Source organism: Amycolatopsis rifamycinica (genome assembly GCF_000695625.1).
Classification (GTDB): Bacteria; Actinomycetota; Actinomycetes; order Mycobacteriales; family Pseudonocardiaceae; genus Amycolatopsis; species Amycolatopsis rifamycinica.
Window position 1 is genome coordinate 246920 of the sequence record NZ_JMQI01000028.1, and the last position, 23783, is coordinate 270702.

At 72.9% G+C, this 23783-nt stretch carries 19 protein-coding genes; 8 read left to right on the forward strand and 11 right to left on the reverse strand.

Features of this window, described 5'->3' with window-relative positions; genetic code table 11:
• Positions 1-71: 71 nt before the first annotated feature.
• From DV20_RS15615 to leuC, 4 genes are all read right to left on the reverse strand, one after another.
• Positions 72-2867 carry an AfsR/SARP family transcriptional regulator gene (locus DV20_RS15615; RefSeq protein ID WP_152603725.1) on the reverse strand — a complete coding sequence of 932 codons (2796 nt, stop codon included), beginning with the start codon at positions 2865-2867 and terminating at the stop codon, positions 72-74.
• A 645-nt stretch (positions 2868-3512) separates the two neighbouring features.
• Positions 3513-4265 (reverse strand): HU family DNA-binding protein, encoded by a 753-nt coding sequence (locus DV20_RS15620; protein ID WP_043780725.1) that lies wholly within the window; start codon positions 4263-4265, stop codon positions 3513-3515.
• A gap of 234 nt (positions 4266-4499) precedes the next feature.
• Complete coding sequence (leuD, locus tag DV20_RS15625; protein WP_043780727.1) at positions 4500-5102, reverse strand: 3-isopropylmalate dehydratase small subunit; 603 nt, start codon at positions 5100-5102, stop codon at positions 4500-4502.
• A gap of 21 nt (positions 5103-5123) precedes the next feature.
• Positions 5124-6557 carry a 3-isopropylmalate dehydratase large subunit gene (gene leuC, locus DV20_RS15630; RefSeq protein ID WP_043780728.1) on the reverse strand — a complete coding sequence of 478 codons (1434 nt, stop codon included), beginning with the start codon at positions 6555-6557 and terminating at the stop codon, positions 5124-5126.
• 142 nt (positions 6558-6699) lie between these two features.
• On the opposite strand from leuC, the gene DV20_RS15635 reads away from it, so the two are divergent.
• From DV20_RS15635 to DV20_RS15655, 5 genes are all read left to right on the forward strand, one after another.
• Positions 6700-7401, forward strand: a complete 702-nt coding sequence (locus tag DV20_RS15635; RefSeq protein WP_004560682.1) for an IclR family transcriptional regulator — start codon at positions 6700-6702, stop codon at positions 7399-7401.
• A gap of 54 nt (positions 7402-7455) precedes the next feature.
• On the forward strand, positions 7456-8163 hold the full coding sequence (locus tag DV20_RS15640; protein WP_043780729.1) for an MBL fold metallo-hydrolase: 708 nt from the start codon (positions 7456-7458) through the stop codon (positions 8161-8163).
• An 89-nt stretch (positions 8164-8252) separates the two neighbouring features.
• Positions 8253-8507, forward strand: coding sequence for a hypothetical protein (locus DV20_RS15645; protein WP_084093506.1), 255 nt, complete (start codon positions 8253-8255; stop codon positions 8505-8507).
• Positions 8508-8562: 55 nt separating this feature from the next.
• Positions 8563-9150, forward strand: a complete 588-nt coding sequence (locus DV20_RS15650) for a hypothetical protein (protein ID WP_043780733.1) — start codon at positions 8563-8565, stop codon at positions 9148-9150.
• Between the two features lie 154 nt (positions 9151-9304).
• The gene (locus DV20_RS15655; RefSeq protein WP_043780737.1) at positions 9305-9784 is read left to right on the forward strand and encodes a hypothetical protein; all 480 of its coding nucleotides are present in this window, start codon (positions 9305-9307) and stop codon (positions 9782-9784) included.
• Between the two features lie 260 nt (positions 9785-10044).
• Here the strand turns inward: DV20_RS15655 and DV20_RS15660 are convergent, their stop codons facing one another.
• From DV20_RS15660 to DV20_RS15675, 4 genes are read right to left on the reverse strand one after another with little or no spacing between them, the layout of a single operon-like run.
• The gene (locus DV20_RS15660; protein ID WP_043780740.1) at positions 10045-11022 is read right to left on the reverse strand and encodes a hypothetical protein; all 978 of its coding nucleotides are present in this window, start codon (positions 11020-11022) and stop codon (positions 10045-10047) included.
• Positions 11019-14483, reverse strand: coding sequence for an AAA family ATPase (locus DV20_RS44040; protein WP_167344381.1), 3465 nt, complete (start codon positions 14481-14483; stop codon positions 11019-11021). The genes DV20_RS15660 and DV20_RS44040 overlap by 4 nt, the downstream gene beginning before the upstream one ends.
• Position 14484: 1 nt before the next feature.
• Positions 14485-15645, reverse strand: coding sequence for an exonuclease SbcCD subunit D (locus tag DV20_RS15670; protein WP_043780742.1), 1161 nt, complete (start codon positions 15643-15645; stop codon positions 14485-14487).
• Between the two features lie 35 nt (positions 15646-15680).
• Positions 15681-17423, reverse strand: coding sequence for an ATP-binding protein (locus DV20_RS15675; RefSeq protein WP_043780744.1), 1743 nt, complete (start codon positions 17421-17423; stop codon positions 15681-15683).
• A 620-nt stretch (positions 17424-18043) separates the two neighbouring features.
• On the opposite strand from DV20_RS15675, the gene DV20_RS15680 reads away from it, so the two are divergent.
• The 3 genes from DV20_RS15680 (at position 18044) to DV20_RS15690 (ending at position 20394) form a co-directional block, all read left to right on the forward strand.
• On the forward strand, positions 18044-18724 hold the full coding sequence (locus DV20_RS15680; protein ID WP_043780745.1) for an HU family DNA-binding protein: 681 nt from the start codon (positions 18044-18046) through the stop codon (positions 18722-18724).
• Positions 18725-19558: 834 nt separating this feature from the next.
• On the forward strand, positions 19559-19744 hold the full coding sequence (locus DV20_RS15685) for a hypothetical protein (RefSeq protein WP_043780747.1): 186 nt from the start codon (positions 19559-19561) through the stop codon (positions 19742-19744).
• A 236-nt stretch (positions 19745-19980) separates the two neighbouring features.
• Positions 19981-20394 (forward strand): histone-like nucleoid-structuring protein Lsr2, encoded by a 414-nt coding sequence (locus DV20_RS15690; RefSeq protein ID WP_043780749.1) that lies wholly within the window; start codon positions 19981-19983, stop codon positions 20392-20394.
• 158 nt (positions 20395-20552) lie between these two features.
• Here the strand turns inward: DV20_RS15690 and DV20_RS15695 are convergent, their stop codons facing one another.
• Genes DV20_RS15695 through DV20_RS15705 form a run of 3 tightly spaced genes read right to left on the reverse strand, consistent with a single transcriptional unit; the run spans position 20553 to position 23704 of the window.
• Positions 20553-21152 (reverse strand): TetR/AcrR family transcriptional regulator, encoded by a 600-nt coding sequence (locus DV20_RS15695; RefSeq protein WP_043780751.1) that lies wholly within the window; start codon positions 21150-21152, stop codon positions 20553-20555.
• Between the two features lie 27 nt (positions 21153-21179).
• Positions 21180-22253 (reverse strand): hypothetical protein, encoded by a 1074-nt coding sequence (locus tag DV20_RS15700; RefSeq protein WP_043780753.1) that lies wholly within the window; start codon positions 22251-22253, stop codon positions 21180-21182.
• Positions 22250-23704 (reverse strand): NAD(P)/FAD-dependent oxidoreductase, encoded by a 1455-nt coding sequence (locus tag DV20_RS15705; RefSeq protein WP_043780755.1) that lies wholly within the window; start codon positions 23702-23704, stop codon positions 22250-22252. Before DV20_RS15705 ends, DV20_RS15700 begins: the two co-directional genes overlap by 4 nt.
• Between the last annotated feature and the right edge of the window lie 79 nt (positions 23705-23783).

Genomic DNA, 23783 nt, shown 5'->3' on the forward strand with positions numbered 1-23783 from the left:
GTCACGACGAGACAGCGCCGTGACAGTCGATCTTGGTGTACTTACCCCGGGTCCCGCTGGGCTGCGCCGGGCTAGGGGTACGGCGCATCCCCGGGCGAGGGGGTTTCTGCCGGCACCGTGGCCAGCAGGGCCTGCACCTCCGCGGCGCGGGGGTCGCCGAGGCGCTGGCTGACGGTCAGCGCCTCGGCCCAATGGCCGCCCGCCTCCCGCTCGCGGCCCGTGCGGCGCTTCAAGCGGCCCAGGGTGATCTGAACGTCGATCGTGCCGTAGTCGGCGTTCAATTCTTTCAGTTCCGCGAGCGCGTCGAGGCCGGCTTGCTCCGCTTCGGCGTGCCTGCCCGCTCCTTCGAGGGCCTCGGCGACGTTCCCGAGCGCGAGCGCCGCGTGGTAGCGGTCGCCGAGTTCGGCGAAGGCTTCGTGGGCCGCCTGGGCCGCTTCGGCGGCGTGGTCGTAGTCACGCAGGCCGATGCGGCTGGCGCTGACGTTGAGGAGCGCGTGCGGCACGAAGGTGCGCTGGCCGTGGTCGCGCGCGAGGTGGACGGCTTGCAGCGCGTGCCGTTCGGCTTCGGCGTACTCGGCGCGGACGTAGTAGGCGCCGGCGAGGTTGGACAGGATCGCCACCGTCAGCGCGGTGCCGTCGCCGCCCTCGGACGCGGCGCGCGCTTCCTCCAGCGCCTCGAGCGCCTTGTCCGGCTGGAGGGTGCGCAGGTAGGCGGAGCCGAGGTTGTTGGCGCTGTACTGGAGACCGGTGCTGTCGCCGGCGTCGCGGGTGGCGGCGACGGCCGTGCGCGCGGTCGTGATCCAGTCGTCGCGGTCGTGGCGCTCGGCGAAGAAACCGCGCAGGAGCCACGCCAGTTTCCAGGCGTGCGCGGTCCAGCCGCGGGCGGCGGCGATGCCGACGAGCGCGGTGAGGGCCTGGCGTTCGGTGGTGTACCAGGCGATCGTCTGCTCGTGCTGTGCGAAGCGGACGGCGGGCAGCGGCGCCGGGTCGAGCGTGATGTCCTCGGTGAGCAGGTCGGGGCGGACCAGTTTGTTCGCTTCGGCGACGCTGACCAGGTACCAGTCGACGAGCCGGCGCAGCGCCGCCGCGCGCTCGGCCTCCGTCGATTCGGTTTCGACGAGTTCGCCCGCGTAGACGCGCAGCAGGTCGTGGAACTGGTAGCGGTCGGTGCCGGGCTGGTTCAGCAGGTGGGCGGCGGCGAGCTGGTCGGCGAGCTCACGGGCTTCGCGCAGGCCGGCGCCGGCGAGCGCGGCGGCCGAGGTCAGGCTGAAACCGTGCCCGGGGTGCAGGCCGAGCAGCCGGAAGAAGCGCGCCGCGGCCGGGCGCAGCGCCTTGTACGACCAGGAGAACGCGGCGCGGAGGTCGGTGCCGGCGTCCTGCGGGTCGCGCAGGGTGTCGAGCCGCAGGCGCTGGTCGCGCAGTTCCTCGACGATCCCGGCGAGCGAGACGCCGGAGAACCGGGAAGCGCGTTCCCCGGCCAGCGCCAGTGCCAGCGGCAGGCGGCCGCAGAGCTGGACGAGTTCGGCGACGGCGTCCGGTTCGGCGGCGACGCGCTGCGAGCCGACGCTGCCGGCGAGCAGCGCGGTGGCGTCGCGGTCGTCGAACGAGCGCAGGGCGATGCGGCGAGCGCCGTCGCGGGCGACGAGGCCGCGCAGCTGGTTGCGGCTGGTCACCACGACGAGGTTGCCGGGCCCGGGCAGCAGCGGCCGGACCTGGTCGGCGTCGCGGGCGTTGTCGAGCAGCATGAGGGTGCGGCTGCCGGCCAGCCTGCTGCGCAGCAGCGCCGAGCGTTCCTCCACAGTGGAGGGCAGCGTCTCGGCCGGGACGCCGAGGGCGCGCAGGAAGCCGGCCAGCGCGGCGCCGGGCGTAACCGGGGTGTCGGCGGAGTGGCCGCGCAGGTCGAGGAACAGCTGGCCGCCGGGGAAGCGCTCGCGGACGCGGTGGGACCAGTGCACGGCCAGCGACGTCTTCCCGACACCCGCGGTGCCTTCGATGACGACGATCCCGGACGCGCCGCCGGGCGGCAGCCGGTCGAGCTCGGCGAGTTCGGGGCCACGGCCGGTGAAGCCGGCGACGTCGAAGGGCAGCTGCCGCGGAACGGTGTGGACGGCCGGATCGGTGTCGGCGGCCAGCAGTTCGGCGTGCAGCCGCCGGAGGTCTTCGCCCGGCTCGACGCCCAGTTCGTCGGCCAGCAACGCCCGCAGCCCGGCGTACCGGGCCAGCGCCTCGGCGCGGCGCCCGGACCGGGCGAGGGTGCGCACCAGCCGTTCCCACAACGACTCCCGCAGCGGGTGCTGGGCGACGAGGTCGGTGAGTTCGGCGACGAGCCGGGCATCGGGGACGAGCCCGGTGTCGAGGTCGATGCGCTGCTCGACGGCGAAGAGGTACCGCTCGGTCAGCAGCGGCCCCCATTCGGCGGCGAGGGCGGGCGACCCGACACCTTCGAGCGGAGCCCCACCCCAGCCGTCGAGCGCGGCGGTGAGCAGTTCCCGGCGCCGAGCGGGTTCGGTCGCGGCGGCGGCCCGGTCGAGGGTCTGCAGGAAGCGCAGGGCGTCCACCCGGGACGGGTCGACGACGAGCCGGTAACCGTCCGGTTCGGTGACGACGGTGTCTTCGCCGCAGAGCCGGCGCAGGCGCATGACGTAGGTTTGCAGGCTGCCGCGGATGTGCGCGGGCGGAGTCTCCCCCCACACCCCCCGCGCGAGAGCATCGATCGAAACCAGCCGCCCGGCGGCGAGCGCGAGCGTGGCGAGCAGCGCGCGCTGCCGCGAACTGGTCAGCACGACCGGCGAACCGTCGACGAGCACCTGGAACGGGCCGAGCAGCCGGATGTCGATGGTGGTCGCCCCCAGGTTCGCCTCGCCCACGACCGGCCCCGCCGGACGCGGGCCCGAGGAACGCAGCGTGGCATCACTCGGCCGGGCGCTCAAGCAACTTCGCGAAATTGGGCGGTACCGGTCCCGGGCCGGGCGTTGGGCCGGCCGGGTGACCCACCGTCCCGTCCCGGCCGGCCTGGGGTAACTCTCCGCCGTACACAGGTCGGGCAGCGGGGAAGTCGGTTGGCGCGCATGGACGGTCGGCCCACGTATGCCGGCGGTCGGCCTGCGTACCCGGAGGATCGGGTGCCTTGCCGGGCGTTCTTTCGCGAACTCCCCGGCTCGGATCACTCGCCTCAGCAGTCGGTTCGCCCATGCTCTGCCTCGATCCGCGCCCCGACCGACCTTTGCGGTACACGAGCCGACCGTCCAGGTACACGCGCCGCCCTCGCGATACGCCAACCGTCCGTCCAGGCACGCGGGTCGGCGTTTCCGGTCCATGAGCCGACCGGCTGGGTAAGCGGCTTGCCCCTTCGGGCGGGTCGAGGCACTTCTGCCGCAGGGCCCGGACATGCGCCAGGGCCCCGCGCACGTCGCGCGGGGCCCTGGCGAAAAGCTGCTCGTCTAGCAGGGGGTCGCCCCCTGGGGGTCCCCCGGATTTCACGTTACCGGAGGGGTACGACAGTTTTGGGCGGGTCAGTCCTTCTTCGCCGCGGTCGAGGTTCGCCTCGCCGGGGTCTTGGCCGCGGTGGTCTTGGCCGCGGTGGTCTTCGCCGCCGTCGTCTTGGCCGCGCTGGTCCGGCCCGCCGGGGCCTTGCGGGCCGTGGTCGTCTTCGCGGCGGTGGTGGTCTTCGCGGCGGCGGTCTTCGTCCCGGTCGCCTTCGCAGCGGTGGTCTTCGCAGCGGTGGTCTTCGCGGCGGTCGTCTTCGCAGCCGGAGCCTTCGCCGCCGTGGCCGACTTCGCCGCCGTGGCCGACTTCGCCGCCGTGGCCGGCTTCGCCGTGGTCGACCTCGTCCGCGTGGTCGCCGGCTTGGCCGCCGTCGTCTTCGGAGCAGCGGTCGCCGGCTTGGCCGCCGCCGTGCGGGTGCGCGTCGTCGCCGCCTTCGGGGCCGCCGCCGCCGTCCGGGACGTTGTTGTCGTGCGCTTGGCCGGGGTCGCCTTCGGCAGCTTCTTCGCTCCGGAAACGACGTCCTTGAACGTGGTTCCGGCGCGGAACGCGGGCACGTTCGTCTTCTTGACCTTCACGGCCTCACCGGTGCGCGGGTTGCGGGCCGTCCGGGCGGCGCGGGCGCGCTTCTCGAACACGCCGAAGCCGGTGATGTTGACCTTCTCGCCCTTGTTCACCGTCCGGATGATGATGTCGACCAGACCGTCGACCGCCTCGGAAGCGGCCTTCTTGTCGCCCAGGCGCTCGGTCAGCGCCTCGATCAGCTGGGCCTTGTTGGCCATGTCCAGTCCTCCAGGAAGGCTCCACGGCCGCGTCGGCCGACTAGCGACACGGTATTACCAACGCAGCACAAATTCCAAACGGCACGCGGAACTTTCCCTTGTCCCGGGACGGGTTCCGCCTCGCGTGCCGCCCGGTAAAAGGGGCTCGCGGAGGGCCGTTCGGCAGCGGAAGAAGCAACCTGGAAAAGGGGCGGGATCCCCTGTCACACAACGGATCCCGCCCCTTTCGAACACTCAGCCGGCGGTCACCGGCGTCGTCGTCGGCTTCCACGACGGGCGGCTCGCCTCGAAGGTGTCGATCTCACCGGCATGGCGCAACGTGAGAGCAATGTCGTCGAGGCCTTCCAGCAGCCGCCAGCGGACGTAGTCGTCGATCTGGAAGGGCGCGGTGAAGTCCTTGGCCCGCACGGTCTTGGCCTGCAGGTCGACCGTGACCTCGGTGCCGGGCTCGTTCTCCAGCAGCTTCCAGAGCAGCTCGACGTCGTGCTGCTCGCACTGGGCGGCCACCAGGCCGCCCTTGCCGGAATTGCCGCGGAAGATGTCGGCGAACCGGGCGGAGATGACGACCTTGAAGCCGTAGTCCATCAGCGCCCAGACGGCGTGCTCGCGGGAGGAACCGGTTCCGAAGTCCGGCCCCGCGACCAGCACGCTTCCGTTCCGGAACGGCTCCTGGTTGAGGATGAAGTCCTCGTCACCGCGCCAGGCGGCGAACAGGCCGTCTTCGAAGCCCGTCCGGGTCACCCGCTTGAGGTAGACCGCCGGGATGATCTGGTCGGTGTCCACGTTGGACCGGCGCAGCGGGACGCCGACGCCGGTGTGCTGGGTGAACGGTTCCATGGCTGTAGCTCCTCGGGTGGGTCAGCGGGCGGCGGTCAGCAGGTCTTCCGGCGACGACAGCGTGCCCCGGACGGCCGTGGCGGCGGCCACCAGCGGCGAGACCAGGTGCGTCCGGCCGCCCTTGCCCTGCCGGCCCTCGAAGTTGCGGTTCGACGTCGACGCGCTGCGCTCGCCCGGCTTCAGCTGGTCCGGGTTCATGCCGAGGCACATCGAGCAGCCGGCCTGGCGCCACTCCGCACCCGCCTCGGTGAAGACCTGGTCGAGCCCCTCGGCCTCGGCGGCCTTGCGGACGCGCATCGAGCCGGGAACCACCAGCATCCGGACCGAGTCCGCCACTTTCCGACCGCGCAGCACCTCGGCCGCGGCCCGCAGGTCCTCGATCCGGCCGTTGGTGCAGGAGCCGAGGAAGACCGTGTCGACGGCGATCTCGCGCAGCGGCGTGCCGGGCTTCAAGTCCATGTAGGACAGGGCCTTTTCAGCGGCGATGCGGTCGTTCTCGTCCGGGATCGTCTCCGGGTCGGGCACCTCGGCGCCCAGCGGGAGGCCCTGGCCGGGGTTGGTGCCCCAGGTGACGAACGGCGTCAGCTCGCTCGCGTTCAGGTGCACCTCGGCGTCGAACTCGGCGCCGTCGTCGGTGCGCAGCTGCCGCCAGTTCTCCACCGCCGCGTCCCAGTCGGCGCCCCGCGGCGCGTGCGGGCGGCCCTTGAGGTACTCGAACGTCGTCTCGTCCGGGGCGATCAACCCGGCGCGGGCGCCGGCCTCGATCGACATGTTGCAGACGGTCATCCGGGCCTCCATCGAGAGCGCCTCGATGGCCTTGCCGCGGTACTCCAGGACGTAACCCTGCCCGCCGCCGGTGCCGATCTTCGCGATCACCGCGAGGATGATGTCCTTCGCCGTGACGCCGGGGCGCAGCTCGCCGTCGACGGTGATGGCCATCGTCTTGAAGGGACGCAGCGGCAGCGTCTGGGTGGCCAGCACGTGCTCGACCTCGGACGTGCCGATGCCGAAGGCGATGGCGCCGAACGCGCCGTGCGTCGAGGTGTGGCTGTCGCCGCAGACCACGGTCATGCCGGGCTGGGTCAGGCCGAGCTGGGGGCCGATGACGTGCACGATGCCCTGCTCGGCGTCACCCATCGGGTGCAGCCGGACCCCGAACTCCTTGCAGTTGCGGCGAAGGGTGTCGACCTGGGTGCGCGAGACCGGATCGGCGATGGGGAGCTCGATGTCGACGGTCGGGACGTTGTGGTCCTCGGTCGCGATGGTCAGGTCGGGGCGGCGCACCGGCCGCCCGGCCAGGCGGAGGCCGTCGAAGGCCTGCGGGCTGGTGACTTCGTGCAGCAGGTGGAGGTCGATGTAGAGCAGATCCGGTTCGGCGCCTTCGCCTCGGCGCACGAGGTGGCTTTCCCACACCTTCTCCGCCAGCGTGCGGGCCTTGCCGGTCGGGCTGGTCATCTCCGGCTCCTTCCACGGTTCGTCGTCGAACTCGGGCGCGCACCTGCGAGATCGGGGTGCGAGCCGCGAAGGAGGGCGCAGCTCGAGTTCAGGGTTTCCCAGATGCTGGACTTCCCAAAGTGCGGGACGCTAGTATCGGGTCGTGGGACAGCATAGCGGTATCGGAGTACTCGACAAAGCAGTGGCCGTCCTGCAGGCGGTCGCGGACGACCCCTGCGGCCTCGCGGAACTGTGCACGCGGACGGGTCTGCCCCGGGCCACCGCGCACCGGCTCGCGGTCGGCTTGGAGGTGCACCGGCTGCTGCGCCGCGGCCCGGACGGGCGCTGGCGCCCCGGTACCGCGCTGGCCGAGCTGGCGGGCGGTTCGACGGACCCGTTGCTCGACGCGGCGGGTGTGGTGCTGCCGAAGCTGCGCGACGTCACGGGCGAGAGCGTCCAGCTGTACCGGCGCGACGGCGTCCAGCGCGTGTGCGTCTCGACGGCGGAGCCGCCGAGCGGCCTGCGCGACACGGTGCCGGTGGGGTCCCGCCTGCCGATGACGGCGGGCTCGGGCGCGAAGGTACTGGCGGCCTGGGCGGACCCGCACACGCAGCGCACGATCCTGGCGGACGCGGTCTTCGGCGAGCGGACGCTGCTGGAGGTCCGGCGGCGGGGCTGGGCGCAGAGCGTGGCGGAGCGGGAGCCGGGCGTGGCGAGCATTTCGGCGCCGGTGCGCGATTCGGCGGGCACGGTGGTGGCGGCGGTCTCGGTGTCGGGGCCGATCGAGCGGATCGGCCGGAAGCCGGGCGCCCGGTGGGCGGCGGACCTGCTCGCCGCGGCGGACGCGTTGCAGGAACGGCTCTGAGGTCGCCGGCCCGGCTCCATTGCGCCGGGCAGCCGCACCTGACACGGTGACCCGATGCTGAATCAGGTGGCCGACGGCGTGTGGGTGCGGCAGAGCGACTGGGTCTGGAGCAACACCACCGTCGTGCGCACGGACGACGGGCTGGTCCTCGTCGACCCAGGGATCCACGGTTTCGAGCTCGAGCAGCTCGCCGACGACCTCGACCGCCTCGGGATGCCCGTCGTCGCCGGGTTCTCGACCCACCCCCACTGGGACCACCTGCTCTGGCACCCCCGCTTCGGCGACGTCCCCCGGTACGCCACCGCCGCCAACGCCCGCACGGCCGGGGAAGCCCGCGAACGGGCCCAGGCCATGGCGAAGGAAACCGCGCCGGACATTCCCCTTGAACCGATCGCGCTGCTCACTCCGCTCCCCGCGGACGAGAACCCGCTCCCCGGCGAGATCATCGAGCACGACGCCCACGCCGTCGGGCACGCCGCCCTCCTGCTCGCCGATCGGGGTGTCCTCGTCGCCGGCGACCTGCTCTCCGACGTCCTGATCCCGCTTCCCGACCCGCGTCGCCCCGGTCAGGACCAGGCCTACCCGGCCGCGCTGGATCGGCTGGAAGAAGCCGCCCGGCGGGTCGATGTCCTCATTCCCGGCCACGGCGCCGTCGCGCGGCACGACGAGATCGCGGCCCGCTTCGCCGTCGACCGGGCCTACCTCGAGGCCGTCGCGCGCGGCGAAGAACCGGACGACCAGCGCTGGGGCAAGCGCACCTGAGCCGTTCGGGTGACCCTGCCGGAAGTCGCGTATTCGGTGACGGCGGCCACGTCTCCTCATAGTCGGCACACTCGAGGGGGATGACCACCATGAACACCGAACTGAATCGCCGGGCGATGGCGATGCTGCGGGCCGTCGGGGCCGGGCGGGCCGAACTCACCTGCAGCTGTGAACCCGACCTGCGGGTCGACGGCCTGCCCTGCTGCGACCAGGCCACCGCGCACCAGCTGGCGCGGGCCGGGCTGATCCGGCCGGCCCGGGTCGTCGCCGTCGGGCAGTGGACGCGGGCCGAGCTCACCGCCGCCGGCCTCCGGGCGCTCGGCGGCGGTCTCGCCGCCGCCTGACGCAACCTTCCGGCCGTCTCGCGCGTTTACCGGCAAAACGCGAGGGGGAACCACCATGAAGATCGCCGCCGCTCTGCTCGGCGCCTGCCTGCTGCTGACCGCGTGCAACAGCCGCACGGGGTCGCCGCCGCCCGCCCAGAACCCGAACCCGATCACGGTCCAGACCACCATCCCGGTGTCGCCGGTCGCCGATCCGGCCGCCGTGCGCTGGATGGACGGCTTCTGCTCGGCCATCCACGGCTACCGGGAGCGCACCAACCGGGAAGCCGAGCCCAACCAGCCGACACCCAACTCGATCGCCGAGTCGCAGAAGCAGCTCAGCGCGACGCTGGGCGGCATCGCGGCCCGCACGGGCGAGGTGGTCGAGAAGCTCACCGCGTTGCCGCCCGCGCCGGTGCCGCTCGGCGAGACCGTGCGGCAGGGCTTCCTCGCGAAGTTCACCAAGGCCCGTGACCGCGCCACCGAGGCGAAGGCCAAGCTCGACCGCGCGAAGCGGGGCAACGAAGCGTCCCAGAACCCGGCCGCCGCGGCCGTCGAGCAGGCGCAGGCGGACGTCGACGGCACGTACGACCCGGTCGGCGCCGTGACGGCGTCGCCCGAACTGATGGTCGCGTCCGCGAACGCGCCCGGCTGCAAGGCCTGACGCACGAGCCGGGCACCGGCTGCCGGCTTCGTCATGCGTCGGGTCCGCTCGGCGCATGACGAAGCCCGCTCGGAGTTTCCTCGCCGCTGGCGATTGGCCTCAACCATTTCCCCGGCTCAGGCGTGGAAGGAGCACCAACGAGAGGGGACGAGCCATGCTGAAGAAAACCCTGATCGGCCTGATGGCCGCGAGCGCGGTGACGCTCACGCTGTCGGCCCCGGCGAGTGCGGCCGACGAGGTCTGGTGGAGCCTGACCCCGAAGGTCGAACCGGGCGGCCGGATCACCGCGGACGTGTACGCGGGGCTGGGCCACGGGTGCACGCCGTCCGCGCCGGTCAAGTCGGCGGGCTTCACCGCTCCGATCAAGATGGGCGGTGTGGGCAACTGGGGCCACATGAGCGGCAGCACGACGGCGATCAAGCGGCCCGGCAAGTACACGGCCTCCTTCCCGTGCTCGGACGGCCGGAAGGCGGTCGGCTCCTTCACGATCACGGGCACACCGCCGCCCACCTCGCCGAAGCCGCCCACGACGAAGCCGAAGCCGAAGCCGGCCAAGCCCGCCAAGCCCACGAAACCGCAGGTCGCGGTCAAGCCGGCCGGCGCACCGCAGACCGGGGACGGCTCGCTGGGCTGACCCTCCACACAGGACACCCCGGGGCGGCGCGTTCCCCAGCCGCCGCCCCGGGGCCCGGCGCGCGCCTGCCGCCGCCCCAGGCCCAGCGCCTGCTCCTGCCGCCGCCCCGGGTCCGGCGCATTTTCCTGAGCCTGCCGCCGCACCGCGCCCAGGCGCCTGCCCCTGGCCGCCACCCCGGACCCAGCACCTGCTCCTGCCGCCACCCCGGGCCCGGCGCGCGCTCCTGCCGCCGCTGTCGTGGCAGAGCCGGCGGAGGCGGGTCAGCGGGCCGCGGCCAGCCGTAGCGCCCGGTAGACGAACTGCTGGTCGCCGAGCCGGTGCCGCAGGTCGCGCTCGAGTCCAGCGATCGGGTAGAGGTTCTGCGGTGCCCGGGAGTCCTTGTAGGCGACCGACGCGAACCGCCCCAGCACCGACTGGGTGACGTTCGCCAGCTCGGCGACCTGCTCGCGGCCGAGGTGCGGCGCCGCCTCCACCCGCACCACCCCCGACCACGGCGGGCCGCCCACCGACGGCAGCCGCAGGTACCACGAGTGCCGGACCCACGTCGTGCCCATCAGGAACACCGGCGTGCGCTGGTGCGCACCGAGCCGGCCGACCATCGCGTTGAGCTCGCCGGGCAGGTACGTCGTCTGGTGGCTCTTGATGAACCCGACCGCCCGGTCCAGGTGCGCGCGGCCGCGCAGCGGGCCGTCCACCACGAGCAGGTCGTCGCGCACGTGGCCGTCGATGGCCGTGCGCGCCCGGATCGCCGTCTCCAGCTCCGTTTCGGCCAGCTGCTCCTGCAACGCCGAGGACAGCACCACCGGCAGCGGCTTGTCCTCCTTGGCCGCCGCCCGGTGGGCCGTGTAGATCCCGGCCGGGGTGGCGATGTCGTCGGCCTGCGGGGCGACGGTGAACAGTCCCCGCCGGACGTCGGTGCCGACGACGTGCGCCTGTCCCTCGCAGCAGCACACGACCCCCGCCGCGTAGGACGCGCAGATGCCGATGGACGCCGAGTTCGTGCCGGCCGGGTCGTCGATCCAGACGCGCGCGTCGATCCGCCGGACGCCGTCGACGAACAGCACGGCTTGCGGCGGTGTCACCGGCGACGGGTCGATCGGCGCCCATTCGGCTTCGGGGACCTCGACGTCGAGTTCGACCTCGGCCTGGGAGCGGCCGAGCTCCTCGGCCTCCATCGAGCTGCCGTAGCCCGGGTCCCAGGCGTCGATGCTGAAGTGCATCCCGGCGACCGCGGTCATGCGCCCTCCCTGGCGATGTGCGAGCCGGTGCCGTCCCGGGTGACCAGGAACCGCACCGGGACGCGCTCGGCGAGCGCCGGCACGTGCGTGATCACCCCGACCATCCGGGAGCCGGACGCGGCGAGGTTTTCCAAAGTGGACGCCACGACGTCGAGGGTGGCCTCGTCCAGCGTCCCGAAGCCCTCGTCGAGGAAGATCGACTCCAGCTTGGTCGCCCCCTCCGCCGCCATGGCCCCCAGCTGCGAAGACAGCGCGAGGGCCAGGGCGAGCGACGCCTGGAACGTCTCGCCGCCGGACAGCGTCTTCACCGGGCGCCGGGCGTCGGCCTCGTTGTGGTCCACCACCAGGAAGTCACCCTTGTCGTGGGTCAGCTCGAACTGCCCGCCGGACAGCTCCAGCAGCGACGCCGACGCCTCGGCGACCAGCGTGTCGAGCGCCCCGGCGATCAGCCAGCGCGGGAACTTGTCCGAGCGCAGCAGGTCCGCGAGCAGCCGCGCGACCTGGGCGTCGGACTCCGCGGCCGCGATGTCCTCGTGCAACCCCGCGACCCGCCCCACGCGCCGCTGCATGTCGGCGTGGTCGGCTTCGGCGCGCGCCCGTGCGGCCGCGACGGCGACCGGGACGCGGTCGCGCACCGGCCCCTCCGGCAGGACGATCCCGAGCGCGGTGACGTCGGCGGCGACCGCGCGTTCGGCCGCCTGCAACGCTTCGACGGCTTCGCGCTCGGCGGTCGTCGCGACGGCCAGGCGTTCGCGGTGGTCTTTCGCCTGGCCGGCGGCCCAATCCGTGAGCGCGGTCCAGGCGTCGAGGAGGCTCTCCCCGTCTGTGGCAACCGGGGCTTCGCCCCGGGCCGGGGGTTCCGCCACCCGGACCCCCGAAAACCCGTCGATCGGCGGGGCGCCGAGCCCCACCAGCGGGTCGCGCGCCCGGAACAGTTTCTGCCGCTCCGCCTCGACCTCCTTCGCGATCTTCGCCTGGTTGTCGGCGGCTTGTTTCGCGGTCGCGCGGGCCGTCCTCAGCCCGGCGTCGGCCGTCTTCGCGGCCTGCTCGAGTTCCGCGACGCGGGCGAGCCGCTCGGCGACCACGCCCGCGGACGGCGCGCCGTCGAGGGCCGCGGTCAGTTCCGCCTGCCGGCGCCGGGCGGTCGCCAGTTCGGTGTTCGCCGACTGCTCGGCCAGCCCCGTGTCGACCGCGCGGGTGCGCCGCTGCTCGGCGTCCCGCTCGGCGGTCCGGAAGTCTTCCGCCGCGACGACGGCTTCCTTGCCCGCGGCTTCCGCGGCCGCTTCGAGCGCGGCCACCGCGGTGCGCCGCTCTTCCAGCGCGGCGGCCGCCCAGGTGGTGAGGCGCTGCCAGCCCGCCGGGACGTCGTCGCCGTCGAGGGCGGGCGCACCCAGCTCCACCAGGGGATCGCGCGCGGCCCGCAACGCCTCCCGTGCCGCCGTGAACGACTTCGCCACGACATCGGCGGCTTGCTGCGCCGCCGCGCGTTCGGCACGGGCCGCGGCCAGTTCCGCGTCGGCGGCCCGCGCGGCTTCGGCGACGCGGGCGCGGCCGTCGATCGTCGCGGAGAGCCACTCGCCGCGTTCGCGCACGGCGGTGACCAGAGCCGCGTAGTCCTGCTCGGAGAAAGCGGCCTCGACCGGCCGCCGCAGCACGGCCGACTCCGGGGGGCCGGCGACCGCGGCGAGCACCGCGCGCAGTTCTTCCGCCTGCGCGGCCGCCGACGCGGCCGAGTCGGCGTCGCGGTCCACGGCCCGTTCCAGCTTGCGCACGCCCGATTCGGCCGCCGTGCGGCCGCGTTCGGCGTGCTCGGCGCGTTCGCGGGCCTCGGCGAGGTGGGCGTGCCCGACGGCGTCCGGCAGCGAGGCGACCTCCTGCTCGCACACCGGGCACGGGTGCCCGACGGCGAGCCCGGCCCGCAGCACCAGCGCCTGCCCGGTCCGCTCGGCCTCGGCCAGCGCGCTCTTCGCCGCGGCGAGTTCGGCGTCGGCGGCGGCGAGGGCCGCGCGCGCGGTTTCGAGCTCGGCCCGGCGAGCGGCCTGCTCCGGCGCGGCTTTGCGCTGCGCGTCGCAGATCGTGTACAGCGTGCGGGCGTCGGAGCGGGCGGCCGCGAGCGGAGCGACGTCGGGCTGCGCTTCCAGGGCCTGGCGTGCTTCGGCGTCGGCGGCCTCGGCCGCCCGCAGGCGCGCGTCGGCGGCCGCCGTGCGCTTCGCCACCCGCGCCGATTCCGCCGACAGGTCCCCGAGATCCGCCGGCGGCCGCAGGTCGGCGAGCCGGTCGCGGTCCTGCCGGGCGCGGGCGGCTTCGGCGGCGGCGTCCTCCGCCGCCCTGGCTGTCTTGTCCCGGTTCTCGCGGGCCGCGTCGAGAACCGACACCGCTTCGCTCGCTGCCGTGGCGGCAGCCTTCTTGGCCTGCTTCGCCGCTTTCGCCGCTTCGCCGAGACGCGGGAGGGCCTTCTCGGTGTCGGCGAGTTCGGTGCGAGCCGCCCGGACGCGTTCCAGCTCACCCCGGTCGGGTGCCGCCGCCAGCGCGGCGCGGGCGGCTTCGTCCGCCGTTTCCGCCGTCTCCAGCGCGGACCGGGCGGCCGTCGCCGTGTCCGCCGCGGCACGACGCCGGGTTTCGAGGTCTTCGACACCGTCCGGGCGTTCTACGGCGTCGAGGACTTCCAGCTCCGCCGTGAGCGTGGCGACGCGCCGGCGGGCTTCGTCGTGCGCGCGGGTGGCGTCGTTCAACCCCGGCAGGGCCGCGTTCACCCGCGCGTCCAGTTCTGCCAGGGCCGTCATGCGGGCGGCCAGCCCGGCGACGGCTTCCTCGGTGGCGTCGGCGTAGCTGCCGAGCTGTTCGGCGAGGACGGCGGCGCGCTGCTTCTGCTGCTCCGCCGTCACGCCGGCCCGGCGGCCGATCCGCTCGTAGACCTCCAGGCCCAGCAGCTTGATGAGGATCTTCTGCCGGTCGGCGGCCTTGGCGTGCAGGAACTCCGCGAAGTCGCCCTGCGGCAGCGCCACGCAGGTGCAGAAGTGCTTGAACGTCAACCCGAGCAGGCGTTCGACCGCCGGGGTGACCTCGGAGTCCGCGGCGACGGCTTCGGCGTCGTCCTCGGGGCCGCCGAGCGCGGCCGGGTCGATGAGCCGTTCCAGGCGGACGTTCTTGACGCTGACCGTGGGTTTCTTGCCGCCGCTGCGCCGGACTTCGCGCACCACGTGGTAGCGCGCGCCGCCGGCGTCGAAGACCAGCCGCACGGTCGCGCGGTTCACCGTCGGCGCCAGCGCGGGCGCGACGAGGCCTTCGTGGTCCCAGCGGGCGACCGAGCCGTACAACGCGAAGGTGAGCGCGTCGATGACCGTGCTCTTGCCCGCGCCGGTCGGCCCGACGAGCGCGAAGTAATCGGTGTCTTCGAAGCTGACTTCGGTCTTCTCGCGGAAGGAGGCGAAGCCGGTCATCTCCAGCAGCACTGGCCGCATGTCACACCCCGCTCGTCTCTTCGTCGTGCAGCCGCGCGAAGAGCGCCTGCACGCGCTTGTCCTCGACCGTGCGTTCCGCGCAGTAGGCCGCGAACAGCTCCCCCGGCGAACGGTCCGCGACCGCGCGGTCGCCGCCCGAGGTCGTCACCGGCGCGGCGAACTCCGGGTCGATGCGGATCTCCAGGGCGTTCGGCAGCGCTTCCTGGATCTCCTCGCGCAGCCCCGCCCTGGTCGCTTCGCGGATGTACACGCGGAGGTAGTCGTCGCCGAACTCTTCGGCGCGGCCGGTCAGCTCCGCCACTGTGCCGTGGACCGTCCGCAGCTTCCGCCCCGCCGTCAACGGGATGTCGGTGATCTTCGCCGGCGTGGTGGGACTCACCTCCACCGACAGCACCACGCTGGTGTTGTCCTGCTCGCCGAAGTCGACGGCGAACGGCGAACCGCTGTAGTGCACCGGGCACGCGGCGGGCAGCGACTGGCGCCGGTGCAGGTGGCCCAGCGCCACGTAGTGCGGGTCGGCGCCGAACGCCGTGGCGGGCACGTGGTACTCGAAGATGGACTGCGCCGCGCGTTCCCCGCCGCCCATCGTCCCGCCGGTCACCGTCAGGTGCGCCATGACGAGGTTGACCGCGCCGGGGGTGAACCCCGTCTTGAGGTGCTCCAGGATGTCGCGCACGCGCTGGTCGTACTGGCCGACGTTGTCCGCCGGGGTGCCGGCGAGCAGCTCCGCGGCGCGGACCGCGTAGCGCTGGGAAAGGAAGGGCAGCACGGCGACGTTGACGCGTTCGCCCGTCGAACGCGCGTCGAACGAGACGACGCCGCCGTCGTGGACCGGGCGGGGATCGCCGGTGAGCTGGATGCCCGCGGCCCGCAGCAGCGGCCGGTACGCCTCGAACGTCGCGGCGTGGTCGTGGTTCCCGGCGATGGCGATCACCTCGGCACCGGTTTCGCGCAGCGCCATCAGCGCCCGCACCACGAGTTCCTGCGCGGCCGCCGACGGCGCCGACGTCTCGTAGAGGTCACCCGCGACGAGGATCGCGTCGAACCGCTCGTCCCGCGCGATCCGGACGATCTCGCCGAGCACGGCCCGCTGCTCGTCGAGGCGGTTGCGCCCCTTGAGCGTCTTGCCGACGTGCCAGTCGGAGGTGTGCAGGAACTTCACACTTCGTCCTTCCGTTCGGGTGGTGGGCGGTGGGCTCAGAACGGCGGCGGGTCGTCGCCGAAGGGGTCACTGCCGCGCGAAGGGAGGCCGGCGAAGGGATCGCTCTTCTTCGACGTGGCTGTCGTCGTCGGGATCGTCCCGGCCTCGGAAAGCCGCGTGGCCCAGGCGGGGAACGGGAAGCCGACGGCGATCGGCACCGGGATCTCCGGCTGGCTCACGAACATCGTGCCCGGCGTGGCCAGGGTCGCGCGGACCCGCTGGCTGGCCGGGAGGAAGCCGTACTCGGGCCGCGATGCCTCGGCGGCGTCGAGGCGCCCGACGATGCGGACCGAGCTGTTGCTGACGATCCGGCGCTCGACCTCGCTCGCCGTCTGCTGCGCGCCGATCAGGATGACGCCGAGGGAGCGGCCGCGTTCGGCGATGTCCAGCAGCACCTCCTTGATCGGGCTGCTGCCTTCCCGCGGCGCGTACTTGTTGAGCTCGTCCAGCATGGTGAACAACAGCCCGCCGGGGCCGGCCGCCTCCTTGCGCGCGGTCTCCGCGGCGAGCGTCACGCCGACGACGAACCGCTGCGCGCGCTCGACGAGGTTGTGGATGTCCACGACGGTCACCTGCTGGTTCTCCGTGGACAACTGGCGGGCCGGGTGGTCGGCGAGGTCGCCGCGGATCAGGCCGGAGAGGGCGCGCTGGCTCGAGCGTAGGCGGCGGATGAAGGCGTTGACCGTGCCCGCGCCGGTGACCGCACCCGCCCAGCTCGCGCGGGTTTCCTCGTCGGTGACGCGCTCGCAGATGACGTCGATGAGCTCGGCGTAGGTGCGGCACAGGACGCCGTCGACGTTCGCGGCGCCGTCCTTGCCCGCCGGGGTGCTGTCGAGGCGCAGGCGGTTCGCGACCTGGTGGATGACCATCGTGTACTGGTTGCGCTCGTCCTCGGCGTCGGCGAAGACGTAGGGCAGCAGGTCCTTGGCGCAGAACTCCGCGATGGTCCACCAGAACGCGCCGACGCCCGAGGTCCGCCCGGTCACGTAAGGCTTCCCCGTGGTGTCCGACGGCGTGGGCGGCGCGTAGAAGCCGACGGACGCGAAGGGCTCGGCGGGCAGGCCCAGCCGGGCGTACTCGGCCTTGAGCTTTTCGTCGAGGTGGACGTTCGGGGTGTCGAGGAACAGCAGGTCCTCGCCCTTGACGGAGAAGACGAGGGCCTTGGCGTTGTGGGCGTTGGGCAGGGCGCCGCCGCGGAAGATCGAGTGCAGCAGGAACAACGCGAACGACGTCTTGGTGGCCACGCCGGAGACACCGCTGATGCTGACGTGCGCGCCGCGGGTGCCGTCGAGGAAGTCCATGTTGAGGTAGACGGGTTCGCCGTCCCGCCCCAGGCCGACCGCCACCTGGCGGGTCATGTTGTCGAAGTACAGCGCCTGCGCGCGATCCTCTCCCACGGCCCGCTCGACCCGGCTGCCCGGCCTCGGCGGCACGTAGCACTCGGGCTCGACGCGGGTGGTGGCGATCTCGGCGATCTCCTGCACCTGGGCGGGCAGGACCCCGTCGGAGATCAGGAAGACGTCGCTGCCGAAGCTGGCGCCCTCGTGCCGCGCGGTCACCTGCGTGACGACGCCGTAGGAGGTGACTTCGCCGAGCCCGGGCAGTTCCCGGCGCGTGACGACGACGTCGTCGAGCTGCAGGTAGGCGCCGGGATCGATGGCCACGCAGAACTGCAGCGGCGTCGAGTCCTCGGTGCCGGCCACCCGGCCGACCACGGTGGTGAGCGTCTCCTGGTCCACGGTTCTCCCTGTCCGCCCGGGGCTTCCTCCCGCGGCAGACTAGCCCGCCGGTACGACAGTCCCGCGCCCAACACGGCGTTGCCGCCGACGGCGTCGCCGCAGGCCACGACTGCGCCGAACGAGTGAGCTCACCCTTCGGGGAGGACCTTTCGCGCCCGCCGCGGACGTTCCGCTTGCGCCGCAACACCGTGCCGGTGGGGTCGCGCCGGGCGGGCGCGGCGTTACGGGCTCCGCTTCCGCCTGCCGCCACGGCGAAGCGGTGCCGGGAGGGGCCCGCGATCCCCCGCCGCTGCGCGGGATCGGGCCGGGGTGGGCTCGGACACACGCCGCGACACCCCGCTCCGGCGTGTCGCGGGAAAAGTTCTCCGGAAGGGCCTCGGGTCCTTTATGGACGACCACTGTGGACGGCGTCGGTACCGCATTTTGCCTGTTCAGAGGCGTGACGGGGGTCCGGCCCGCGCGCCGGGCGGCGTCCGGCGGTGGGCCGCCGGGGGCCGGAACCCGCCCCGGCACAAGGAAATATTTCGACCCCCGGTTGGATTTTGTGCGGTATTGGTAATACCGTGTGCAGTGTCGGCCGAGATGGGCCGTGACTAGTAGTTCCACTATGGAGGACTGGAATGACGAACAAGGCCCAGCTGATCGAGGCGCTGTCGGAGCGTCTGGGCGACAAGAAGGTGGCTTCGCAGGCCGTTGACGGTCTGGTGGACATCATCATCCGGACGGTCAACAAGGGCGAAAAGGTCAACATCACCGGCTTCGGGGTGTTCGAGAAGCGCGCCCGCGCCGCTCGCACCGCCCGCAACCCGCGCACCGGTGAGGCCGTGAAGGTCAAGAAGACCAACGTGCCCGCCTTCCGCGCCGGCACCACGTTCAAGGACGTCATCTCCGGCACCAAGAAGCTGCCCAAGGCGACCCCGGTCAAGCGTGCCTCCGCGGCCACCACCAGCACGCGGGCGACCGCCACCAAGACCGCCGCGGCCGCCGCGCCGGCCAAGGCGACGACGACCCGCACCACCCGCGCCGCGGCGGCCAAGCCGGCCACCACGCGCTCGACGACCACGCGGACCCGCGCCACCGCGGCGAAGCCGGCCACCAAGGCCACCACCGCCACCAAGGCGGCCCCGAAGACCACCGCGTCGAAGACGACGGCGGCCAAGGCCACCACGGCGAAGGCGACCACCACGCGCGCCAAGACCGCCGCCGCCAAGCCGGCTGCCGCGACGAAGACCGCCGCGGCCAAGAAGCCGGCCGCCGCCAAGGCCCCGGCCAAGCGCACCTCGGCCGCCAAGAAGAAGTAACACCGGCGACCCTCGGAAGGGCCCCGCACCTGCCTGGTGCGGGGCCCTTCCGGCGTTTGGGGGGCAGGTAGGTCGTGGCCGGCCAGGCGGGGATCGGGCCGGTGGAGTCGGCGGTGAGCTTCAGGCGGCCTCGAGCGGGCCACGGCGGTTCCGGCGGCCAGGGCGGGGGAACTCATCCGCCTGGCTCGCGGGTTTCGGCAGCCGGGCCGGGAAGACCCCACCGGACACCTGACATCCCGGCCACCGGGCCAGGGAAGCCCCTCCCAGCACCCGCAGTCCGGCAGCCGGGCGAGGAGGACCCCGCCGCACTCGCAGACCTGCAGCCAGGCCAGAGAAGCCCTCCCCGCACTCGCAGACCGGCAACCAGGCCAGAGAAGCCCCTCCCGGCACCCGCAGACCGGCACAACCAGGCCAGAGAAGCCCTCCCCGCACCGCAGTCCGGCAGCCGGGCGAGGAAGACCCCGCCGCACTCCCACGTTCCGAGGGCCGGCCACGGAACCCATCCCCGGGCCGCCGCCAAGCCGACAGCGCCCCCACCCGCCTGAGAGCCCGCTCCCGGGCTCGCCACGCGCATTCCGCCTCGCCGGACCAACGACCGGCCCCGAGCCCCCTCCGGCGACTTGAACGCCGCCCACGCCGATTCCGCCGCGGATTCCCGGAACCGGTCCCGGTCACCGGCTCACCCGATCCTCCCCCGGCCCCCGAAGAATTCACCGGCGCCACACGTTGGGGTGAACGCCCTTCACCCCTTTTCCCGCCGCGGGCCGCCGACGGTTGCCGTCGGGGCTGCGCGGGTAGCCACGGGGTGAACTCAATCCGACCCAAGGAGTCGCGATGACGGCGAACGAAAACCGGCCCGAAGCGGACCTCGCCCACAGCCGGCAGCTCATCAAAGAGGCCAAAGAAGCCGCCCAGGAGGCGCACCTGGCCGATCCCGCCGAAGGGGCCGCCGACGAGGCGCTCGCCACCGATCCGCCCTACCACCACGGCGAGCAGGGCACCACGCCGTCCGGAAACTAGATTCCCGGCCGCATTCCGCCGGTATTGCCGCTCCTCGCCGCCGCCGGGCGAAAGCCGCGAACGGCGGCGGCCCGGTCCTATCCGGACCGGCACGGGCCGCCGCCGTTCCGGCTAAGACGAGGAAATTGCCGTACGTCTCCCCGGGTGGATACACTCCACCGAAGAACGCCGACCATTGTGTAACTTGTCACACGTCGCGCGTTCCCCGCACGCACATCCAGCTGAGGAGCATTCACGTGGCCCAGAAAGTCCTCGTCGAGATCCTGGACGACATCGACGGCACCACCGCCGCCCAGACCGTTCAGTTCGGCCTCGACGGCGTCACCTACGAAATCGACCTTTCGGACCAGAACGCCGGCGCCCTGCGCGACGAACTGGCCCGCTACATCGCGGCCGGACGGCGCATCGGCGGCCGCAAGGTCCGCGTCGCCACCGGGCAGTCGACCACGACCAGCACCACCGACCGCGAGCGCAACCAGCAGATCCGCGCCTGGGCCAACGCGAACGGCTACGAGGTCTCCGAGCGGGGCCGGCTGTCCTCCGAGGTGATCGCCGCCTACGAGCAGGCCCAGGTCGACGAGACCGAGACGCCCGCCGCGCCGGCGCGCAAGCGGGCGCCGCGCAAGAAGGTCGCCGCCGCCAAGAAGTAACGCGGGTGGCCGGGAGATCACTGGGGAGAGATCACGGCACGGTCGGCGGCGAGGGCTGAACCCTCGCCGCCGGCATTCCGCGCCGGACGTGGGTGGCGTCACACCCCGCGTTGTCAGGAATTGTCAGTGCGTTTTCACGCCGCGTTTCGCGGAAAGCCTCACCCGCGCAGCGCCGGTCCGATCCAGCGGCGGACCAGAGCGCGCAGCTCGTCGTCGGTGAGCGGCGGGGTCGACGGGTACTGCAGGAACGACAGGAACAGCCGCATCAGCACCTCGGCGAGGCCTTGCAGCTCCTCGTCGGTGGCGATCCCGGCGCCCGCCCAGTCGACCGGCAGGTTGCGCAGGATCCGCGCGCCGAAGGAGAACGCCAGCGGCGAAACGACGCCGTCGGTGAAGAAGTCCGCTTCACCCGCCTGCAGGAGCAGCCCCATGCGGGGTTCCCCGGGCAGCGTGCGGACGGCGAAGACCACGGACTCCACCGCGGCTTCGGCGGCCGTGCCGAACGTGGCCAGGTGCCGCTCCATCCGCCCGGCGAACTCTTCGACGCCGGCCAGCGCGACGGCGCGCAGGATGTCCTTCAGGCCCGGGAAGTAGCGGTAAACGGTCTGCCGGGTGACACCCGCCTCGGCGGCGACGTCGGAGAGGCTCGTCTTGGCCAGGCCGGCGCGATCGAGGCACGCCGTCGCCGCTTCGACGATCCGGCGGCGTGCCGCGTCTTCGGTGCCGGGCGGGTTGCCCTGCCATCCGTGGTGCCCCATGCCACCCATCTTCCCCGAGGTGGGCACTCAGCCCGGGACAGGGGCGCGGTCCTTCCGGTACAGCGCGACCAGCAGCAGGCCGGCCCCGGCGAAGCAGGCGAGCGCGTACAGGCCGCTGCCGATCGGAGCGCCGTCCGCGGTGACGCCGTCCTTCGCGGCCAGGTACGCCGGGAGTGCCCCGAGCCAGAAGACCGCCATCCCACCCAGGTAGGCCGCGGGGTAGAACCGCGTGAAAGCCGGCAAGGGCTCGCGCGGCTCCCCGGATCGCAGGTGCGCCACGACGATCCGGACGCCGGCCAGCCACAGCAGGCCCAGTTCGACGCCGAGGACCCAGGCCCGGGCGGGGGTGTTCTCGCCGGCGAAACCCGCCGGGATCCCGGCGATCGCCATGGCCGGCGGGGTGAGGACGCCGGCCAGCAGGACGCGCGGCGTCAGCCGGCGTGGCGGAGGACCACCCGTCAGGCGGACGACGAGGTAGGTCAGCGCGGCCATCGAGACGGAAGCGAACAGCAGCATGCTGTTCAGCGGCACCGACGCCAGCGCCGGGTGGTTGACGATCGCGTTGCCGGGGTTCCAGGCCCACCACTTCAGCTGCGGGCCGAGGTGGTCGAAGACTTCGTAGAACACCTGGCAGACGAAGGCGACGGCCGCCGAACCCCGCAGCGCCCCGCGCCGGAAGAGCCCGAGCGACCGCACGACCTCGTAGGCGAGCTGGCTGATCACCGGGTAGAACGCCACGATGTAGAGCGGCAACCGGTCCGCCATGAACTGCACGGTGAACCGGTTGTGGGCGAAGATGAAGCCGTACAGCCGGTCGAGGCCGAACCACTCCGGGAAGTACAGCGGCGGCTCGGTGACGAAGAGGTAGACCAGCGAGGCCCACCACAGCGCCAGGTTCACCGGATCGCCCGCGCGGTGGCGGCGGAGTGCGTGCGCCAGAGCGAACACCGCGCCGCCGACGATCAGCACCTCCAGCAGCGGCATCGTCCAGTGGGCGAGCGCCCACGGCGGCCGGACCGACATCACCGGCGAGACGTCGTGGCAGTCGAAACCGAGGTCGCGCGTGACGGCTTCGGCGTCCGGCCCGCACGCCGTGCTCATCGCGCGGCCGCCGTGGCCGTCGAATAGTCCGTGGCCGGCGGCTCGGCCTGGGGGTCGAAGCCGGACGGGACCCGGTGCCGGCCCAGCGCCGCGCGGACGCGGTAGCGCACCAGGCCCGCGAGCACCCGCGGGTTGCGCAGCATCCGCCCCAGCGATTCGTCCAGGTTGAACACCTTGGCGAAGTGTTCGTCGACCACCTCGTCCTCCCGGGCGGCGCCGACGACGAGGCTGAACGCCGGGGCCGACACCGCCGCGACGAGACGCCGCCGCCACTCGGGCAGCTGCTCGGTGCCCACCGCGCACGCGTAACCCTGGTCCCGCGCCATCGCCAGGCGCCACGGCACGCGAAGCAACCCACGTTGCGCGGCGAAGAAGCGCGAGGAGAACTTCGCGTCGAGCCGCTCGGCGCGGGAAAGGTGCTCGCGCAGCAGCAGGGCCGAAGCCGACGCGGAACTGATTCCCTGGGCGTAGAAGGGGTTGAACGCGCAGATCGAGTCGCCGACGAAGACCAGCCGCCGCGCCCGCGTGCGCAAGCGGTCGTAGCGCCGCCACTTGTTGCCGGTCGAGCGGGTGAGGTGGACCGGCGAGACGGGCTCGCAGCGGTCCATGGCATCGGCGAACAACGGCGTCCGCACCCGGCGCGCGGTTTCCGCGAACGCGTCGGTGGTGCTGGGCATCTCCAGTCCCCACGACCCCATGCAGGCGATGACGCGGTTGCCCTCGATCGGGAAGAAGTTGACCAGGAACTCGTGCTCGGCGGGGTGTTCGCCCTTGTCCGGCGTCGGCATGATCACCAGGTGCCGCCACCACCAGGACGCGGGACGTTCGGCGGGCAGGTCGTACCAGCGCGAGATGTAGGTGACCTTGGCGTCGAGCGTCCGCACCGGCGGCTCGGGCCAGCCGGCCGCCGCGAGCCAGCCGGAGACCGGGGAACCGCGGCCCATGGCGTCCACCACGAAGTCGGCGTCGACGTGCTCGTCGCCGTCGGCGGTGAAGCGGACGCCGGTGACCTCGCCGTCGGCGGTGGTCAGGCCGCGCACCGCGACCCCCTCGCGGACGACGACGTTCGCCAGCTCGCGCACCTTGTCCCGCAGCACGCGCTCGATGAGGATCCGCGAGCCGTAGATCATCGTCATGGCACTGCGTTTGCGGGCCGACCAGCCCGCCCCGTCGAGGTAGGCGGCGTCCATGGACGGCATCAGCAGCAGCCCGCCGGCCGCGATGAGGTCGTCCTCGAACCCGGGGAACAGCGCGCCGATCGCGCGCCGCCCCGAGTTCAGCAGGAAGTGCGGGTGCTTGCTCTGCGGCACGCCGCGGCGGTGTTCGGCGCCGTCGGGCAGTTCGTCGCGTTCCAGCACCAGCACGCGACCGAAGTACGGGGCGAGCGCTCCGGCCGCGCACAGGCCGGCGGCACTGCCTCCGAGGACGACGGCGGTCTTGCCGAGCCGCATGCGGATCAACTCCCGTCATTCATACAAACACACATCGAATGTATGAATGACCACCGACGGGTGTCAAGCCCCGCCGGCG

Excerpts from the sequence above, each read along its gene's own strand:
- DV20_RS15620 (WP_043780725.1), bottom strand. The coding sequence starts at position 4,265 with ATGGCCAACAAGGCCCAGCTGATCGAGGCGCTGACCGAGCGCCTGGGC.
- leuD (WP_043780727.1), bottom strand. The coding sequence starts at position 5,102 with ATGGAACCGTTCACCCAGCACACCGGCGTCGGCGTCCCGCTGCGCCGG.
- leuC (WP_043780728.1), bottom strand. The coding sequence starts at position 6,557 with ATGACCAGCCCGACCGGCAAGGCCCGCACGCTGGCGGAGAAGGTGTGG.
- DV20_RS15640 (WP_043780729.1), top strand. The coding sequence starts at position 7,456 with ATGCTGAATCAGGTGGCCGACGGCGTGTGGGTGCGGCAGAGCGACTGG.
- DV20_RS15645 (WP_084093506.1), top strand. The coding sequence starts at position 8,253 with ATGAACACCGAACTGAATCGCCGGGCGATGGCGATGCTGCGGGCCGTC.
- DV20_RS15650 (WP_043780733.1), top strand. The coding sequence starts at position 8,563 with ATGAAGATCGCCGCCGCTCTGCTCGGCGCCTGCCTGCTGCTGACCGCG.
- DV20_RS15655 (WP_043780737.1), top strand. The coding sequence starts at position 9,305 with ATGCTGAAGAAAACCCTGATCGGCCTGATGGCCGCGAGCGCGGTGACG.
- DV20_RS15660 (WP_043780740.1), bottom strand. The coding sequence starts at position 11,022 with ATGACCGCGGTCGCCGGGATGCACTTCAGCATCGACGCCTGGGACCCG.
- DV20_RS44040 (WP_167344381.1), bottom strand. The coding sequence starts at position 14,483 with ATGCGGCCAGTGCTGCTGGAGATGACCGGCTTCGCCTCCTTCCGCGAG.
- DV20_RS15680 (WP_043780745.1), top strand. The coding sequence starts at position 18,044 with ATGACGAACAAGGCCCAGCTGATCGAGGCGCTGTCGGAGCGTCTGGGC.
- DV20_RS15685 (WP_043780747.1), top strand. The coding sequence starts at position 19,559 with ATGACGGCGAACGAAAACCGGCCCGAAGCGGACCTCGCCCACAGCCGG.
- DV20_RS15695 (WP_043780751.1), bottom strand. The coding sequence starts at position 21,152 with ATGGGGCACCACGGATGGCAGGGCAACCCGCCCGGCACCGAAGACGCG.
- DV20_RS15700 (WP_043780753.1), bottom strand. The coding sequence starts at position 22,253 with ATGAGCACGGCGTGCGGGCCGGACGCCGAAGCCGTCACGCGCGACCTC.
- DV20_RS15705 (WP_043780755.1), bottom strand. The coding sequence starts at position 23,704 with ATGCGGCTCGGCAAGACCGCCGTCGTCCTCGGAGGCAGTGCCGCCGGC.